Here is a 14,262-nt window from a genome sequence, read left to right as displayed (position 1 = left end):
CGAGCGGTCAGCGGCTCTCCGGCCGACCAGCACCCTGCGGAGGCGTCCGGCCCGTGACGGCACCGATCACCCTGCGCTCCCTGGCGCCCAGTGCGTTCCTCCCGCCGGGACTGTTCGCCCTGGGCCAGGGGGCCATCGCCCCCGTCGTCGTCATCACCGCCCGCCAGCTCGGCGCGTCCTCGGCGACGGCGGCCCTGGTGGTCGCCGCCGCCGGTCTCGGTCAGGTGCTGGCCGACGTCCCCGCCGGGGCCCTGGCCACCCGGTTCGGGGAGAAGCGGACCATGATCGGCGCGGCCGGGCTCACCGCGGTGGCCATGGCCGCCTGCATCTGGGCGCCGACGCTGGCCGTGTTCACCGGGGCGATCTTCCTGACCGGCGCGGCCACCGCCGTCTGGCTGCTGGCCCGCCAGGCGTACCTGACCGAGGTGGTGCCGTTCCACCTGCGCGCGCGGGCCATGTCGACCCTGGGTGGGGTGTTCCGGATCGGCCTGTTCGCCGGCCCGTTCATCGGGTCGCTGGTCATCTCGTGGGTCGGGACGGCCGGCGCCTACGCGGTGCAGATGGCCGCCGCCGCGGCCGCGGTGATCGTGCTGCTCTGCGTCCGGGACATCACCGGCCGGGGCGGGCATCCGCCGGGTCGGGCGGACCACCCGCCCGTCGGGACGGCGGCCGCGGCGGCTGCCCCGTCGGCGGTGTCCACCCGTCAGGTGCTCCGCGAGCACCGCGGCGTGTTCGCCACCATGGGCACGGCCGTGCTGCTCGTCGCGGCGGTGCGGGCCGCCCGGCAGGTGGTGATCCCGCTGTGGGGCGCGCATCTCGGGCTCGACCCGGTCACCATCTCGATCGTCTTCGGCATCTCCGGCGCCGTGGACATGCTGCTGTTCTACCCCGCCGGCAAGGTGATGGACCGGTTCGGTCGCATCTGGGCCGCGGGGCCGTCCATGCTCGTGCTCGGTATCGGTCTGGTGGTGCTGCCGCTGACCTCGTCGGTGGAGATGCTCACCGTGGTCGGCGTGGTCATGGGCATCGGCAACGGAATCGGGGCCGGCCTCGTCATGACCCTGGCCGCCGACGCCTCCCCGCCGCAGGGGCGGGCGGTGTTCCTCGGGCTGTTCCGGGTCTTCGCGGACAGCGGCAACGGCGTAGGTCCGTTCGTCATCGCCGGGATCACCGCGGTGTCCACCCTGGGCACCGGCATCGTGGCGATGGGGGTGGTCGGTCTGCTGTCCGCGGGGCTGCTCACCCGCTGGCTCCCCCGTGCGACCGTCGGTCGCTGACGCGCCCTGCCCCGCGACACACGCCCGCGGCACCCGTGGGGTTGGCTCAGCTCGCGCGGGCCCGCTCCGCGGAGTCCATCAGCGCCCGCGCCTGGGTGACGGCGGGCGGCTCGCGCCACTTGTCGGGCAGCGTGGTCAGGCCGGCCCGGACCGCTCGCAGCGCGCCCGTCGCGGCGAGATCGGTGGTGGGCAGGGCCGGGAACGAGTACATCCGCCGCGCCCAGCCGGGCAGGGTGGTGAACGCCAGGCTCGCCAGTCCCGCCCAGGCCGGCCGGGCCGGGGTGAGGAACGAGACCCAGCTGGGCATGGGCGGCGCGACCAGGGCACGGGCACCGCGGCGTGCCTCGGAGGTGGTCCGCAGCCGCGGGCGGATGTCGGTGAAGTAGTCGGCCATGGCCACCCGGTCGGCGGGCACCGTGGCCGGGTCGATCCCGATCAACGCGGCCGCGGTGACCTGCTCGGCCAGGTACCGGTCGGCATCGGCCGGGCTGAGCGGGACCCCGGCCCGCTGGGCCACCGTCAGGAACGACTCGACCTCGCAGCAGTGCACCCACAGCAGCAGCTCGGGCTCGTCGACGCGGAAGGTCTCGCCGGTGAACAGGTCGGTGGCGCTCAGCCGGCGGTGCACCCCGCGCACCCGGGCGGCCATCCGCTCGGCCCGAGTGCGATCGGCGTAGGTCAGGGTGGCGACGTACTCGCTGGTGCGCCCGAGACGGCCCCAGTAGTCGGCCTCGAAGCCGCCGTGCTGGGCGACCGCGGCCATGGCCCGCGGGTGCAGCGCCTGCAACAGCAGCGCGCGCATGCCGCCGAGCGGGAACACCGGGTCGGCGTGCACGCGCCAGGTGATGCTGTCCGGCCCGAACAGCCCGCCGTCGACGGACAGCTCCACCGGGGCCGGCGGGCGTCCGCGGGTGTCCGACGCCGTGGTGGCACTCATGCCGGGATCCTCATGGTTCCGACGGTACCCATCGGAGTGACCGGCATCGGGAATCCATCGGCCGCCGGACCGGGTGCGCAGGTGGGCGGGCCGGCCGAGGTCGGCGGCCGGACGGACCGGGCGGACGGGGAGACCCGGGTCAGCCGGCGGACCGGTCCGCGGCGGGTCCGCCGGACGTAGCGAGGACCACCTCGTCACCGCCCCGGACGGCGCGGGTGAGGGTGCGGTGCAGGGCGAGCGCGGTCAGCGCGGCGGCGACCGCACACCCGGCCGTGACGACGTAGCCGATGCCGGCGCTGCCGTCCGCGTCGACCAGCACACCGGCCAGCGGGCTGGACAGGGCGATCCCCACGGCCAAGCCGGACCCGGTCCACGAGATGGCCTCGGTGAGCCGCTCCGGGGGCACGATCCGGTCGACCAGGCTCATCCCCAGGATCAGCGCGGGTGAGCAGGCACTGCCGGCCAGGAAGAGCCCGGCCCCGACGAGCACCACGGACGGCAGGAAAGGCATCGGCGCGGTCACCACCGCCAGCAGGATCGTCCACAGCAGGAACTGCCGGGCGATCGGCATGGCGATCCGGGCCGCACCGAAGATCAGGCCGGTGATCAACGATCCCACCGCGTACAGCGCGAGAGCGAGGCCGGCGGCGCCGGGCTGCCCGGCCTCGGCGGTGAACGCGACCGTCACCACCTCCATGGACCCGAAGATGCCGCCCAGGAAGACGAAGACCAGCGCGAGTCCGCCCACCCCGGGCAGCAGCAGGGCCGAGCGCCCCCGCAGGCCGCCGGTCCGACCCGACGGGACCGGCTCGGTGGACCGCTGGGAGAGCAGCCACCACGTGCCGATCACCGTGGCCACCGATGCCGTCACCAGGGCGGCGCTCGGGAACAGCGAGAGGGCGAGAACGGTGGCCAGCGGCGGTCCGACGATGAAGATGGCCTCGTCGACGAGCGACTCCCAGGCGAAGGCCGTGCGCAGCTCGTCGGTGCCCCGCAGCTTGGTGGACCAGCGTGCCCGCACCAGCGATCCGATGATGGGCTGGGTGGCCCCGGCGACCACCGCGAGGGGGAAGGCGGGCCAGGTCAGCGTGCTCAGCTGGATGACCAGGATCAGCCCGACCACCGCCGGCACGTTCACCGCGAGCTGCAGGCGGACGATGCGCCGCTGGCCCCGGGCGTCGATGAGGCGGGAGATCTGCGGTCCGACCGCGGCGTTGGACAGGGCGTACAGCGCGGCGATGCCGCCGGCCAGGGCGTAGGAGTCCCGGGTCAGCGAGACCAGGACGACGAGCCCGATGCCGTTCATGGCGATCTGCAGGCGGGCGAGCATGCCCGCGGCGGAGAAGCGGAACGCCCCCGGCAGCCGCAGGACCTTGCCGTAGGTGGCGAACACCGCCCACCCCCTGCCCGATCCGTCCGTGCGCCGCCGCTGTACCGACCGGCCGGTACAGATTACGGGCCGATGACGGGCCGGTCGAGCCGGGCGGGAACGTGCAGGTCGGCCGCGGCCCGGGTGCCCTCGGCCGCGAAGTGGACGTCCTCCGCGTCCTGCCAGGCCCGGAACGACGACCGGGTGTGCTCCCCGTCCCGCCCGACGGCCCGCTCCAGACGCAGGGCCCGGTCGGGCAGCTCGACCCAGACCAGCAGTCCGGCCCGGTCGCGGACGGCGCGACGCCCGGCGGACACACCCTCCAGGATCAGCAGGTCCGGGACAGGGACCCGCCGCCACCCGCCCGGGCGCGGCTCCGGCCCCGTCCAGTCCACGACCTGCAGTCGGCCCTGCTCACCCCGGGCCAGCGGACCGAGCACCTGCTCCTCGAGCTGCGACCAGAACGAGAACGGCTCGCGCCAGGTGGCGAGCAGATCGGTGGACAGCGTCGACACCTTCTCACCGCCCGCACGCAGGGCTGCGGCCAGCGCCGCGGCCAATCGGGTCTTGCCCGAGCCCGAGGGTCCGTCGACGACCATCAGCCGGACGTCACCCAACCGGGCCGGGGCGCCCCGGGCCGACCGGACGAGGGCTGCGAGACCGGCGGACCCGGGCGGTGCGGCCGGGTCGGCCGCCGGGCTCGCACGCACCGGCTGCAACCTCGATGGCGTGGCCGGCCCACTCGTCGCGGCTGGGTCGCTCGCGCCGTTCGGGTGGGTCGGGTCAGGCATCGACCGCCCGGCGGCCGGAGAACGCGCGGCCCAGGGTGACCTCGTCGGCGTACTCCAGATCGCCGCCGACCGGGAGCCCGCTGGCCAGCCGGGTGACGGCCAGCCCCGGGAAGTCCTTCATCAGGCGGGTCAGGTAGGTCGCCGTCGCCTCGCCCTCCAGGTTCGGGTCGGTGGCCAGGATGACCTCGCGCACCCCCGGCTCGGCGACCCGCTTGAGCAACGGCCCGATGCGCAGCTGGTCGGGCCCGATGCCGTCGATCGGCGAGATCGCCCCGCCCAGCACGTGGTAGAGCCCGCGGAACTCCCGGGTGCGTTCCACCGAGGAGATGTCCTTGGGTTCCTCCACGACGCAGATCACCGTGTCGTCCCGCCGGGGGTCCAGGCAGATCCGGCAGCGCGTCTGCTCGGAGACGTTGCCGCACACCTCGCAGAACTTCACGTCGTTCTTGACCCGGTGCAGCGCCGATTGCAGCACGGTGATGTCGGCCGGGTCGGCGGTGAGCAGGTGGAAGGCGATGCGCTGCGCGGACTTCGGGCCGATGCCCGGCAGGCGGCCGAGGGCGTCGATGAGGTCCTGGACGGGGCCTTCGTACACGGGGGTCAGGACCGTCCGGGTGCGGCGCGGTCGGCCGGACCGTCGTCGGGCTGGCCGGCTTCGATGAGCGCAGCCTCGTCGATCGAGACCCGCCCGCCCGGGGACACCTGTGCGCCCTCCTCGTACAGGGCCACGGCCTCCTGCTCGACCTCATCGTCCTCGGAGTCGCCCGACTCGTCCCCGTCGTCGGAGTCGTCCTCGTCCGACCCGTCGTCCTCGGAGTCGTCCAGCTCGGCCGCGGTGCCGGGTGCGCCGAAACCGCCCAGGCCGAAGCTGGACAGGTCGAAGGACTCGGTCAGGCCGCCGGTCACCGCGCCCATCTGTTCGCTGCTCAACTCCTGCGCCCGCCGGTTCGCGTCCCGGACCGCCGCGATGACCAGGTCGGCCAGGGTCTCGGTGTCCTGCGGGTCGACGACCTCCGGGGCCAGGGTCAGCCCGGTCAGTTCGCCGGAGCCGGTGACCGTGGCGGTGACCAGGCCACCGCCGGCCGAACCGGTCACCACGGACTCGGCGAGCGAGGCCTGCGCCCGCTCCATGTCGGCCTGCATCTGCTGGGCCCGGAGCACGATCTGGGTCAGATCGGGCATGCCGCCTGGGAACATGGTGGGCCTCTCAGCGCTCGTCGACCATCGTGACCGGCACGCATCGGCCCATCGCGATTCCCCCGGTCGGGGTGTCCGGACGATCCTACGACCCGGCTCGGACAGCCCCCGGGCGTGCGCCGCGGCCCGATCGGGGACGTGTTGCCGCCACGCCGGGCGGGCCCGCGATGAGAGTCTGGGCCCATGCCTGCACATCCCGGGTCGTTCCGCACCGCGATCCGTACCGCGCTGCTCGGCACCGCCGCCCTGCTGATCACCTCCTGCGGCACCCCGGGCGTCACCGCAGCCCCGGTCACGACGAGCGCGACCACCTCCTCGTCCGCCCCCGCGGCCCCGGCGACCTCGGGTCCGCCGGTCACCGTGCCCGGGTTGGACTCGACCGTCCCGTCGTCGACCACCCCGTCCTCGGCCACCCCGTCGGCCGAACCCGCGCCGCCGACCACGGCCGCCCCGGCACCCACCGTCGAGTCCACGACCGCACCCGAACCCGTGGCGTCGTCGGAGCCGAGCACGCCGGCCCCGGAGCCGGTCACCCCGCCGACCACGGCCGCCCCCGCGCCCACCACGGCGCCCGCCCCCGCCCCCCCGCGGGCCGACGGGGCGGTGGTGGTCGTGGACGCCGGGCACAACGGGGCCAACGGGGCCAATCCGTCGATCATCAACGCGCTCGTCGACGCCGGCTTCGGGCAGACCAAGCCGTGCAACACCACCGGGACCTCGACGAACGACGGGTACAGCGAGGCGCGGTTCAACTTCGGCGTCGCGCAGTACCTGGTGCCGATGCTCGAGGCCGAGGGCATCACCGTGGTGACCACCCGGGACAGCAACGACGGCGTCGGGCCCTGCGTGGACCGGCGGGCGGCCATCGGCAACGACGCGCAGGCCGACGCTGTCGTCTCCATCCACGGCGACGGCGACGACGCCTCCGCCGAGGGCTTCTACGTGATGACCGCCCAGCAGGACCCGGCCGGCGCCGGGGTGGCCGCCGAATCCGCCCAGCTCGCGGTGGCGGTGCGGGACGGCCTGGCGGGGACCGGGCTCTCCCCCAGCAACCACCTCGGGTCGGACGGGCTCTGGCAGCGCGGCGACCTGGCCGGGCTCAACCTGTCGGTGCGACCCACGGTGATGATCGAGGCGGGCAACATGCGCAACGCCACCGACGCCGCACTGATGTCGTCGGCCGAGGGCCAACGGCAGGTCGCCCGCGGCCTGGCCGACGGCGTGCTCGCCTACCTGGCCGCCGCGGGCTGAGAAGATCCGGGCCGTCCGGGAGGATGGTGCGGTGCCCCGACCTCCCGCCGTCTCCACGCTGCCCGTCCTGCCCACCCGCCCGGTCGTCGACCCGGCGGCCGTCGTGCGTGGGGAGACCTGGCGCATCAGCGTCCTCACCGACGGGCTGCTGCGCCTGGAGTACGCCGCCGACGGGGTCTTCGAGGACCGCGCGTCCACGTTCGCGTTGAACCGCGACCTCCCGGTCCCGGAGTTCACCGTGGTGGACGGGCCCACCCACCTGGAGATCCGCACCGCCCGCGCCCACCTCACCTACGACCGCGGGCCGTTCAGCACCAGCGGCCTGAGCGTGCAGGTGCGGGGCAACGTCAGCAACTACCACAGCGTGTGGCGCTTCGGCGAGATCGCCCACGACGACGCAAATCTCGGGGGGACCGCCCGTACCCTGGACAACGTGGACGGGGCCGTGGCCCTGGAGCCGGGGGTGCTCAGCCGCAACGGGTACGCCGTGCTCGACGACTCCCGCAGCCTGCTGCTCACCGACGACGGCTGGGTCACCCCGCGGGACGGCAGTCGTACCGACCTCTACGTCTTCACCCACGGCCGGGATTTCGACGAGGCCCTGCGGGACTTCCACGCCGTCTCCGGGCCCACCCCGGTGCTGCCCCGGTTCGCGCTGGGCAACTGGTGGAGCCGCTACCACCGCTACACCGCCGACTCCTACCGCGCGCTCATCGAGCGGTTCGCCGCCGAGGGGGTCCCGTTCTCCGTCTCGGTCATCGACATGGACTGGCACCTGGTCGATGTCGAGGAGAAGTACGGCAGCGGCTGGACCGGCTACACCTGGAACCGGGACCTGTTCCCCGACCCCGATGCGTTCCTGACCTGGCTGCACGAGCACGGCCTGCGGGTCACCCTGAACGTGCACCCGGCCGACGGGGTGCGGGCCTACGAGGAGCTGTACCCGGAGATGGCGCGGGCGCTGGGTCGGGACCCGGAGAGCGGTGACCCGCTGGCCTTCGACGTCACCGACCGCGAGTTCCTGGCCGCCTACTTCGACGTGCTGCACGCCGAACTCGAGCGCGGCGGCGTCGATTTCTGGTGGCTGGACTGGCAGTCCGGCCCGCATTCCCGGGTGGCCGGCATCGACCCGCTGTGGATGCTCAACCACTTCCACTTCCTGGACAACGCGACGACCCCCGACGGGAAGCCACGCCGCCCGCTCACCTTCTCCCGGTACGCCGGGCCGGGCAGCCACCGCTACCCGGTCGGCTTCTCCGGCGACAGCATCGTCACCTGGGCCTCGCTGGAGTTCCAGCCGGAGTTCACCGCGACCGCGGCGAACATCGGCTACGGCTGGTGGAGCCACGACATCGGCGGCCACATGATGGGCGTCAAGGACGACGAGCTGGCCACCCGCTGGGTGCAGCTCGGCACCTTCTCGCCGATCCTGCGGCTGCACTCCGCGTCGAACCCGTTCGCCACCAAGGAGCCGTGGTCGTTCGGGACCGCGGCCGCCGCGGTGATGACCGACTTCCTGCGGCTACGGCACCGGCTGGTGCCCTACCTGCACACGATGAACCACCGGGCCGCCCGGGAGTCCCTGGCCCTGGTCCGGCCCATGTACCACTCCCATCCCGAAGCCCCGGAGGCGTACCGGGTGCCGACCCAGTTCACCTTCGGCTCCGAACTGGTCGTCGCCCCGATCACCGCACCCATCGAGCGCGAACTGCAGCTCGGATCGGTCCGCGCCTGGCTGCCCGCCGGTGAGTGGGTCGACGTGCTCACCGGCCTGCGCTACACCGGCGGCCGGGAGATCGTGCTGCACCGCGACCTGACCAGCATCCCGGCGCTCGCCCCGGCCGGCGCGATCCTCCCCCTGGACGGGCGGGACATCCCCGGCAACGGCACGGAGCACCCCGGACATCTCGAACTGCTCGTCGTTCCCGGGGCGGACGGCGCGTTCACCCTGATCGAGGACGACGGGGCCGGCGACGGGCTGGACCCGGCCGGCATCGCCCGCACCGCCATCACCTGGAACCAGCAGACGGGGGTGCTGGAGATCGCCGCACTGGTCGGTGATGCGGCGATCGTGCCGGCCGCCCGGACCTGGTCGGTGGCGCTGCTCGGTCTGGCTCCCGACGCGGTCAGCCGAGTGCTGGTCGACGGCGAGCCGGTGGACGCGGCGGTCGGCCCGGCCACGCCGGGCACCGCGGCCCGCCTCGCGGTGACCGTCGCCGACGTGCCCGCCACGTCCGTCGTCCGGGTGGAGACGTCCGCCGACCCGCGACCGGTCCCGGCCGACGTGCCGACCCTGCTGTTCGCCCTCCTGGACCGGGCCCACGTCGGGTACGACCTCAAGCGCGAGCTGTACGGCATCCTCACCGCCGACGAGCCGTTGACGGTCCGGCTGTCGCACCTGCAGGCCCGTCAGGTGCCGCGCGGGCTGGAGACGGCGCTGTCGGAGATCCTGCTCGCCCAGGTCTGAGCGGCCCGCGCGCGGGCCAGGGCGACCGCGACGGGCGGCGGTACGGTACCGGGCATGAGCCTGCGCCGGCGGTGGACGGTGGCCCGTGAGGCACGGCGCGGACCGCAGTACCGCGCGGCGCTCTTCGTCATCGTGGTCGGGGTCGCCCTGCAGCTGGTCCCGCTGCTGGAGGTGCTGTTCTCCGCCCCGGGTCGGGAGATGGTGGCGTTCAGCATCCTGGCCACCGTGTTGTTCGCGTACACGTTCTGCAGCATCACCTGGCCGATGGTGTTCGGCGGTCTCGGGCAGCGCCGGCTCATCCTGCGCACCCTGGTCTACGCGTTCGCCGTGGCCCTGTGGTCGCTGACCATGGGGCCGCAGTGGCTCGACATCGGCTTCCTGGCCGTGGGTCTGCTCGCCTCGGTGCTCCCCCGACGCTGGGCGGTGGTGGCCGTGGCGGTCCTGCTGTCGGCGCTCACCGTCGGGGCCGTGCGGGCCCATGTGGGCGCCGCGGCACTGGTCGACCTGCTGGTCACCACGGTCGCCTTCGGGGCGGTGGTGTTCGCCCTGTTCACCGTGTCCTCGATGCTGCACGAGACGGTGGCCGGCCGGGAGGCGCAGGCCCAGGTGGCCGTGCTGCAGGAGCGGTTGCGTCTCGGCCGCGACCTGCACGACCTGGTCATCCACTCCCTGGCCGCGATCGGGCTCAAGGCCGAGCTCGCCGAGCGGCTCTTCGACCGCAAGCCCGAGGCGGCCCGGGCCGAGCTCGGTGCCATCTCCGACCTGACGCAGACCAGCATCGGCCAGGTGCGCCAGCTCGTGCACGGCTACCGCCACGAATCGCTCTGCGAGATGCTCGACGACGTGCGGCTGGTGCTGCGCTCGGCCGGGGTGTCGGCCACCATCGACGCGGGCGAGGTCCCGATGACCGACGACGTCGAGCAGGCCTTCTGCTGGGTGGCCCGGGAATCGGTCACCAACGCCCTCCGCCACGCCAGCCCCACCTTCGTCCGCATCGCCCTGTCGGTGGGACCGGACGGCACCGCCCGGCTGGACGTGGTGAACGACGGGGTGCTGCCGGTGCCGTCCCGCGACGGGCGGCGGACCTCGTCGGGCAACGGACTGCCGGGCCTGGGTGAACGTCTGGCCACGATGGGTGGCTCGGTGAGCACGCTCCGCGGCACGGACGGTACTTTCGTCCTGCAGGCCCGGGTCCCCGGCACGAACCCGGGGACGAGCTCGACGGTCTGACGCCGGCCCGCGCCGGGACGAGCGGGCGGATTCACGGACGGGGGTCGACGGTGGCCGACAGCACCGATCCCCGCCCCGGCACCGGTCTCGACGCCACCGGCGACGCGGCCCCGGTCGGGAGGATCCGGGTGGCCGTCGCCGAGGACGAGAGCCTCATCCGCGACGCCCTGGCCGCCCTGCTCGACCTCGAGGACGACCTCGCCGTGGTGGGGACGTTCAGCACCGGCACCGCGGCCCTGGAATGGCTGACGGCCCACCCGGCCGACGTCGCCGTGCTGGACAACGAGATGCCCGGCATGACGGGTCTGTGCGTGGCCGAGGAGCTGGCCCGCCGATCGCCGGTGCCCCGCATCATCATCATGTCCGGCAAGGCCGGGCCCAACGAGCTGCGCCGGGGCCTGCGCATCCCGGTGCTCGGCTTCTGCACCAAGGGGATCCACGGCCGACAGTTGGCCGAGGTCATCCGCACGGTCCACCGTGGTGAGCGGTGGATCGATCCGGACCTGGCCGCGGCGGCCATCGCCGGTGAGGCGAACCCGTTGCGCGAACGGGAGATCGACATCCTGCTGCTGGTCGCCCGCGGGCTGTCCAGCGCCGAGATCGGCAGCCAGCTGTTCCTGTCCACCGGCACCGTCCGCAACTACATCTCGGCGGTCTGCACCAAGCTCCAGGTGACGAACAAGGTGGCTGCGGTGCGTCGGGCCGTCGACGCCGGGTGGCTCTGAGCCGTCCCACCGACCGGGCCGTGCGCCCGGTCCGGTGCCGGGTGTCCCGTTCGTGACAGGTGTCATCGCCGCACCCCGGAAATGTCAGGTGCGGCGGTGACACCGGGCACTGCCCCGCCCGGCCACGCGTCCCTAGATTTTCCCCATGAGCAATCCGGAAGCCGTGATCGAGGTGCAGGACCTGCGGGTGCGGTACGACCGCACGGACGCGGTCGACGGGGTCTCCTTCCAGGTGCGCCGCGGCGAGGTCTTCGCCCTCCTGGGGACGAACGGCGCCGGCAAGACGACGGTGCTGGACGTGCTGGAGGGCTTCCGCTCGCCGACCGCCGGCCGCGTCACCGTCCTGGGGGTCGACCCGATGGCCCAGCACGACATCCTGGCCCCGCGGGTCGGCATCGTCATCCAGGAGGCCGGCTTCTTCGACACCCTGACGGTGGGTCAGTGCCTGCGGGCCTGGTCGCGCTTCCACCGCACCCCGCGGTCCACCGACGACCTGCTCGCCGCCGTCGGTCTGGACCACCGGCGTTCGGTGCGCTGCGGCAAGCTGTCCGGCGGTGAGCGCCGGCGGCTGGATCTCGCCCTGGCCCTGCTCGGCCAGCCCGAGCTGGTCTTCCTGGACGAGCCGACCACCGGGATGGACCCGGAGGGGCGCCGCGAGACCTGGCGTCTGATCGGTGATCTCGTCGACCACGGCACCACGGTGCTGCTCACCACGCACTACCTGGCCGAGGCCCAGGAGATGGCCGACCGGGTCGCGATCATGCACCGCGGTCGGATCCGGGTCCAGGGCAGCCTCACCGACATCCTGCACACCGCCGACACCAGCACCGTCGCCTTCACCGTCGACTCCGCCCAGGTCGACGCGCTGCCCCTCATCCCGCAGACCAGGATCGACCGGCGCTCGGGGCGGTGCCGGGTCACCATCACCACCCAGGACCCGCCCGCCGTGCTGGCCACCGTCACCGCCTGGGCGCAGGACCACCGCGTCCTGCTCGGCGACCTGGACCTGAGCCGCCCCACCCTGGAGGACGTCTTCCTCGAGCTCGTCCACCCCGGGGCGTCCACCCCCGACGAACGGAGCGCAGCATGACCGCCCCCGCCGTGGCCCGGACCCGGGTGCAGCCCCTGGGCTGGTGGCGGATGACCCTCTCGCAGGTGCTGCTCTCCCAGCGGGTGTTCTGGCAGGACATCGCCTTCGCCGTGGTCGGGGCGCTCATGCCGATCGCCATGGCCCTCGCACCGATCCTGGCCTACCGCCACGAGACCACCGCCGACGGCAGTCGATCGATCGCGGCCTACCTGCTGCCCGGCGGGATGGTCGCGGCCACCATCTGGATCATGTACACGACGGTGAACTCCGCCTGCCGCCGGCGCGACCTGCGCATCTACAAACGCCTGCGGGCCACCCCGCTGCCCGGGTCGGCCATCCTGGCCGGGGAGGCGATCAGCGCCGCGCTGCCGGCCATCGCCCAGGCCGTCATCGTGCTGGTGGTCGGGATGCGGCTGACCTCGGCGCCGTTCCCCCGGGACCTGCCCCTGCTGCTGGTCGGGATGCTGCTCGCCGCCGCGACCTTCGCGATGCTCTCCCTCGGCCTGTCCGGCCTGCTGCCCAGCGGTGAGGTGTCCACCTGGCTGATCACCCCCGTGGTGTTCCTCCTCTGGTACTGCTCCGGCGCCATCACCCCGCTGTCCGGCCTGCCCCGCTGGCTCGCCGACATCAGCGTCTACCTGCCGTCCACCGCAGCCGTCCAACTCGCCCGGACCGCCTGGTTCGGCCAGGACTTCGTCTTCGCGGACGGCTCCGGCGACCTGTCCGCCCTGCACACCCTCGCCCTGTGCTGGCGACCGGTGCTCGTCCTCCTGGCCTGGACCGCCGTCGGGATCGTGGTCTGGCGCCGCTTCTTCCGCTGGGATCCCCGCCACTCGTCCTGATACCCCCGGCCGGTGATCCCGCCGGCCCCCTGAGCCCCACCCCACCCACCCCCACTCCTGGGTACCCCCTACCCGGAATCGAGGCAGTCATGTTCGCGAACGCTGGTTCCTCCGTCGGCTCCGACGGACCCGGTCTCACCGAGAAGTACTACCTCCCCTTCCTGCGGCTCCTGCGACGCCTGGTCACCCGGCGCTCCTGAGCCCGCCCGGCCCGCTCGTCGGGCCCCCCGAACCCCGTGGTGAGCACCACGGCCCCACGAGCATCCCCAGAGGAGGTGAACAACGATGAACCCCACGTCCCCCGAGTCCCTCGACCCCCAGGCCGCGACGGCCGCCGACCCGATCGGCACCCCGCTCTCCCTGGTCGGCATCGAGGAACTGAACGAGATCGACGGCATGGGCTCGGCCGGTGGCACGCACAACTGCGGCGGAACCTTCGGCACCCTGTCCTGCCCGGCGTCGGTCGGTACGGCCTTCAGCTTCACCTGATCGGTGCGACCGGCACCGCTCGGGCAACACACCGGGGAACACCCCGACGCCCATGCAGAGGAGGTGAGAACACATGCAGGACATCACACCTGCGGTCGGCCCGGAGCCGGCCGTCGATCTCGAGCTGCTCACCACGGAGGAGCTGAACGAGGCCGGCGCCGCCGACGGAGCCGGCTGGTGCCTGGGCACCGCCGGGACCTTCGGCTGTCCCAGCAGCGCCAGCAGCTACGGCTGCCTGACCTGACCCGCTCAGGACCCGCACGACCACACCGCCGCCCCCGCACCTCCCTCCGCCCGGTCCACGAAGAAGGTGATCCATGACCACCCACCACGACGCCCCCACCCCCCTCTCCGGCGACATCACCGCTCACGCGGCCGATCTGGAGATGCTGTCCATCGAGGACCTCACCGGTACCGCCGATCTCGACGCCGCCGGGAACTGCTTCGGCACCCTCGGCAGCTTCGGTTGTCCCGCGTGCTTCGGCACGCTCGGCAGCTTCACCTGATCCGCCGCCGGCCCCTCCCGTCCGCGGGAGGGGCCGGGCCGGCCAGGTTGCGACGACCCCCGTCCCGGGCCCGTCAGCCACACCTCCCCCG

15 protein-coding genes are annotated in these 14,262 nt (G+C 73.5%); 10 read left to right on the top strand and 5 right to left on the bottom strand.

Features of this window, described 5'->3' with window-relative positions:
• The first annotated feature begins 53 nt into the window (after positions 1-53).
• Complete coding sequence (locus J2S58_RS16105) at positions 54-1,277, top strand: MFS transporter (RefSeq protein WP_205256381.1); 1,224 nt, start codon at positions 54-56, stop codon at positions 1,275-1,277.
• Between the two features lie 46 nt (positions 1,278-1,323).
• Here the strand turns inward: J2S58_RS16105 and J2S58_RS16100 are convergent, their stop codons facing one another.
• From J2S58_RS16100 to J2S58_RS16080, 5 genes are all read right to left on the bottom strand, one after another.
• Positions 1,324-2,214: an oxygenase MpaB family protein gene (locus J2S58_RS16100; protein WP_205256382.1), complete on the bottom strand. Its 891-nt coding sequence runs from the start codon at positions 2,212-2,214 to the stop codon at positions 1,324-1,326.
• A 139-nt stretch (positions 2,215-2,353) separates the two neighbouring features.
• Positions 2,354-3,607: an MFS transporter gene (locus J2S58_RS16095; protein ID WP_205256383.1), complete on the bottom strand. Its 1,254-nt coding sequence runs from the start codon at positions 3,605-3,607 to the stop codon at positions 2,354-2,356.
• A 59-nt stretch (positions 3,608-3,666) separates the two neighbouring features.
• Positions 3,667-4,293 (bottom strand): uridine kinase family protein, encoded by a 627-nt coding sequence (locus tag J2S58_RS16090; RefSeq protein WP_306828900.1) that lies wholly within the window; start codon positions 4,291-4,293, stop codon positions 3,667-3,669.
• Between the two features lie 73 nt (positions 4,294-4,366).
• A complete protein-coding gene (gene recR, locus J2S58_RS16085; RefSeq protein ID WP_205256384.1) occupies positions 4,367-4,969 on the bottom strand; it encodes a recombination mediator RecR in 603 nt (200 codons plus the stop codon).
• A 5-nt stretch (positions 4,970-4,974) separates the two neighbouring features.
• Positions 4,975-5,556: a YbaB/EbfC family nucleoid-associated protein gene (locus J2S58_RS16080; protein WP_240188688.1), complete on the bottom strand. Its 582-nt coding sequence runs from the start codon at positions 5,554-5,556 to the stop codon at positions 4,975-4,977.
• 198 nt (positions 5,557-5,754) lie between these two features.
• Between J2S58_RS16080 and J2S58_RS16075 the strand changes: the two genes are divergently transcribed.
• The 9 genes from J2S58_RS16075 to J2S58_RS16035 all read left to right on the top strand — a co-directional run bounded on the left by J2S58_RS16075 (position 5,755) and on the right by J2S58_RS16035 (position 14,171).
• Entirely contained in the window at positions 5,755-6,822 is a 1,068-nt protein-coding gene (locus tag J2S58_RS16075) for an N-acetylmuramoyl-L-alanine amidase family protein (protein ID WP_205256386.1), read from the top strand.
• A 31-nt stretch (positions 6,823-6,853) separates the two neighbouring features.
• A complete protein-coding gene (locus tag J2S58_RS16070) occupies positions 6,854-9,289 on the top strand; it encodes a glycoside hydrolase family 31 protein (RefSeq protein ID WP_306828897.1) in 2,436 nt (811 codons plus the stop codon).
• A 54-nt stretch (positions 9,290-9,343) separates the two neighbouring features.
• On the top strand, positions 9,344-10,519 hold the full coding sequence (locus tag J2S58_RS16065; protein ID WP_205256387.1) for a sensor histidine kinase: 1,176 nt from the start codon (positions 9,344-9,346) through the stop codon (positions 10,517-10,519).
• A gap of 50 nt (positions 10,520-10,569) precedes the next feature.
• Positions 10,570-11,244 carry a response regulator transcription factor gene (locus J2S58_RS16060; protein WP_205256388.1) on the top strand — a complete coding sequence of 225 codons (675 nt, stop codon included), beginning with the start codon at positions 10,570-10,572 and terminating at the stop codon, positions 11,242-11,244.
• A gap of 145 nt (positions 11,245-11,389) precedes the next feature.
• Complete coding sequence (locus J2S58_RS16055) at positions 11,390-12,334, top strand: ABC transporter ATP-binding protein (RefSeq protein WP_205256389.1); 945 nt, start codon at positions 11,390-11,392, stop codon at positions 12,332-12,334.
• The gene (locus J2S58_RS16050; protein ID WP_205256390.1) at positions 12,331-13,176 is read left to right on the top strand and encodes an ABC transporter permease; all 846 of its coding nucleotides are present in this window, start codon (positions 12,331-12,333) and stop codon (positions 13,174-13,176) included. Before J2S58_RS16055 ends, J2S58_RS16050 begins: the two co-directional genes overlap by 4 nt.
• Positions 13,177-13,461: 285 nt before the next feature.
• Positions 13,462-13,665, top strand: a complete 204-nt coding sequence (locus tag J2S58_RS16045) for a hypothetical protein (protein WP_205256391.1) — start codon at positions 13,462-13,464, stop codon at positions 13,663-13,665.
• A 73-nt stretch (positions 13,666-13,738) separates the two neighbouring features.
• Positions 13,739-13,909: a hypothetical protein gene (locus tag J2S58_RS16040; RefSeq protein WP_205256392.1), complete on the top strand. Its 171-nt coding sequence runs from the start codon at positions 13,739-13,741 to the stop codon at positions 13,907-13,909.
• Positions 13,910-13,982: 73 nt separating this feature from the next.
• The gene (locus J2S58_RS16035; protein ID WP_205256393.1) at positions 13,983-14,171 is read left to right on the top strand and encodes a thiocillin family RiPP; all 189 of its coding nucleotides are present in this window, start codon (positions 13,983-13,985) and stop codon (positions 14,169-14,171) included.
• The last annotated feature ends 91 nt before the right edge of the window (positions 14,172-14,262 follow it).

This window comes from Nakamurella flavida, assembly GCF_030811475.1.
In the GTDB taxonomy this organism is placed as follows: domain Bacteria; phylum Actinomycetota; class Actinomycetes; order Mycobacteriales; family Nakamurellaceae; genus Nakamurella; species Nakamurella flavida.
This window is presented reverse-complemented; position numbering and strand designations above follow the sequence as displayed.

Bases quoted from the DNA above. Each gene is read 5' to 3' on its own strand.
- J2S58_RS16100 (WP_205256382.1), bottom strand. From the start codon at position 2,214: ATGAGTGCCACCACGGCGTCGGACACCCGCGGACGCCCGCCGGCCCCG.
- J2S58_RS16080 (WP_240188688.1), bottom strand. From the start codon at position 5,556: ATGCCCGATCTGACCCAGATCGTGCTCCGGGCCCAGCAGATGCAGGCC.
- J2S58_RS16075 (WP_205256386.1), top strand. From the start codon at position 5,755: ATGCCTGCACATCCCGGGTCGTTCCGCACCGCGATCCGTACCGCGCTG.
- J2S58_RS16065 (WP_205256387.1), top strand. From the start codon at position 9,344: ATGAGCCTGCGCCGGCGGTGGACGGTGGCCCGTGAGGCACGGCGCGGA.
- J2S58_RS16055 (WP_205256389.1), top strand. From the start codon at position 11,390: ATGAGCAATCCGGAAGCCGTGATCGAGGTGCAGGACCTGCGGGTGCGG.
- J2S58_RS16050 (WP_205256390.1), top strand. From the start codon at position 12,331: ATGACCGCCCCCGCCGTGGCCCGGACCCGGGTGCAGCCCCTGGGCTGG.
- J2S58_RS16045 (WP_205256391.1), top strand. From the start codon at position 13,462: ATGAACCCCACGTCCCCCGAGTCCCTCGACCCCCAGGCCGCGACGGCC.
- J2S58_RS16040 (WP_205256392.1), top strand. From the start codon at position 13,739: ATGCAGGACATCACACCTGCGGTCGGCCCGGAGCCGGCCGTCGATCTC.
- J2S58_RS16035 (WP_205256393.1), top strand. From the start codon at position 13,983: ATGACCACCCACCACGACGCCCCCACCCCCCTCTCCGGCGACATCACC.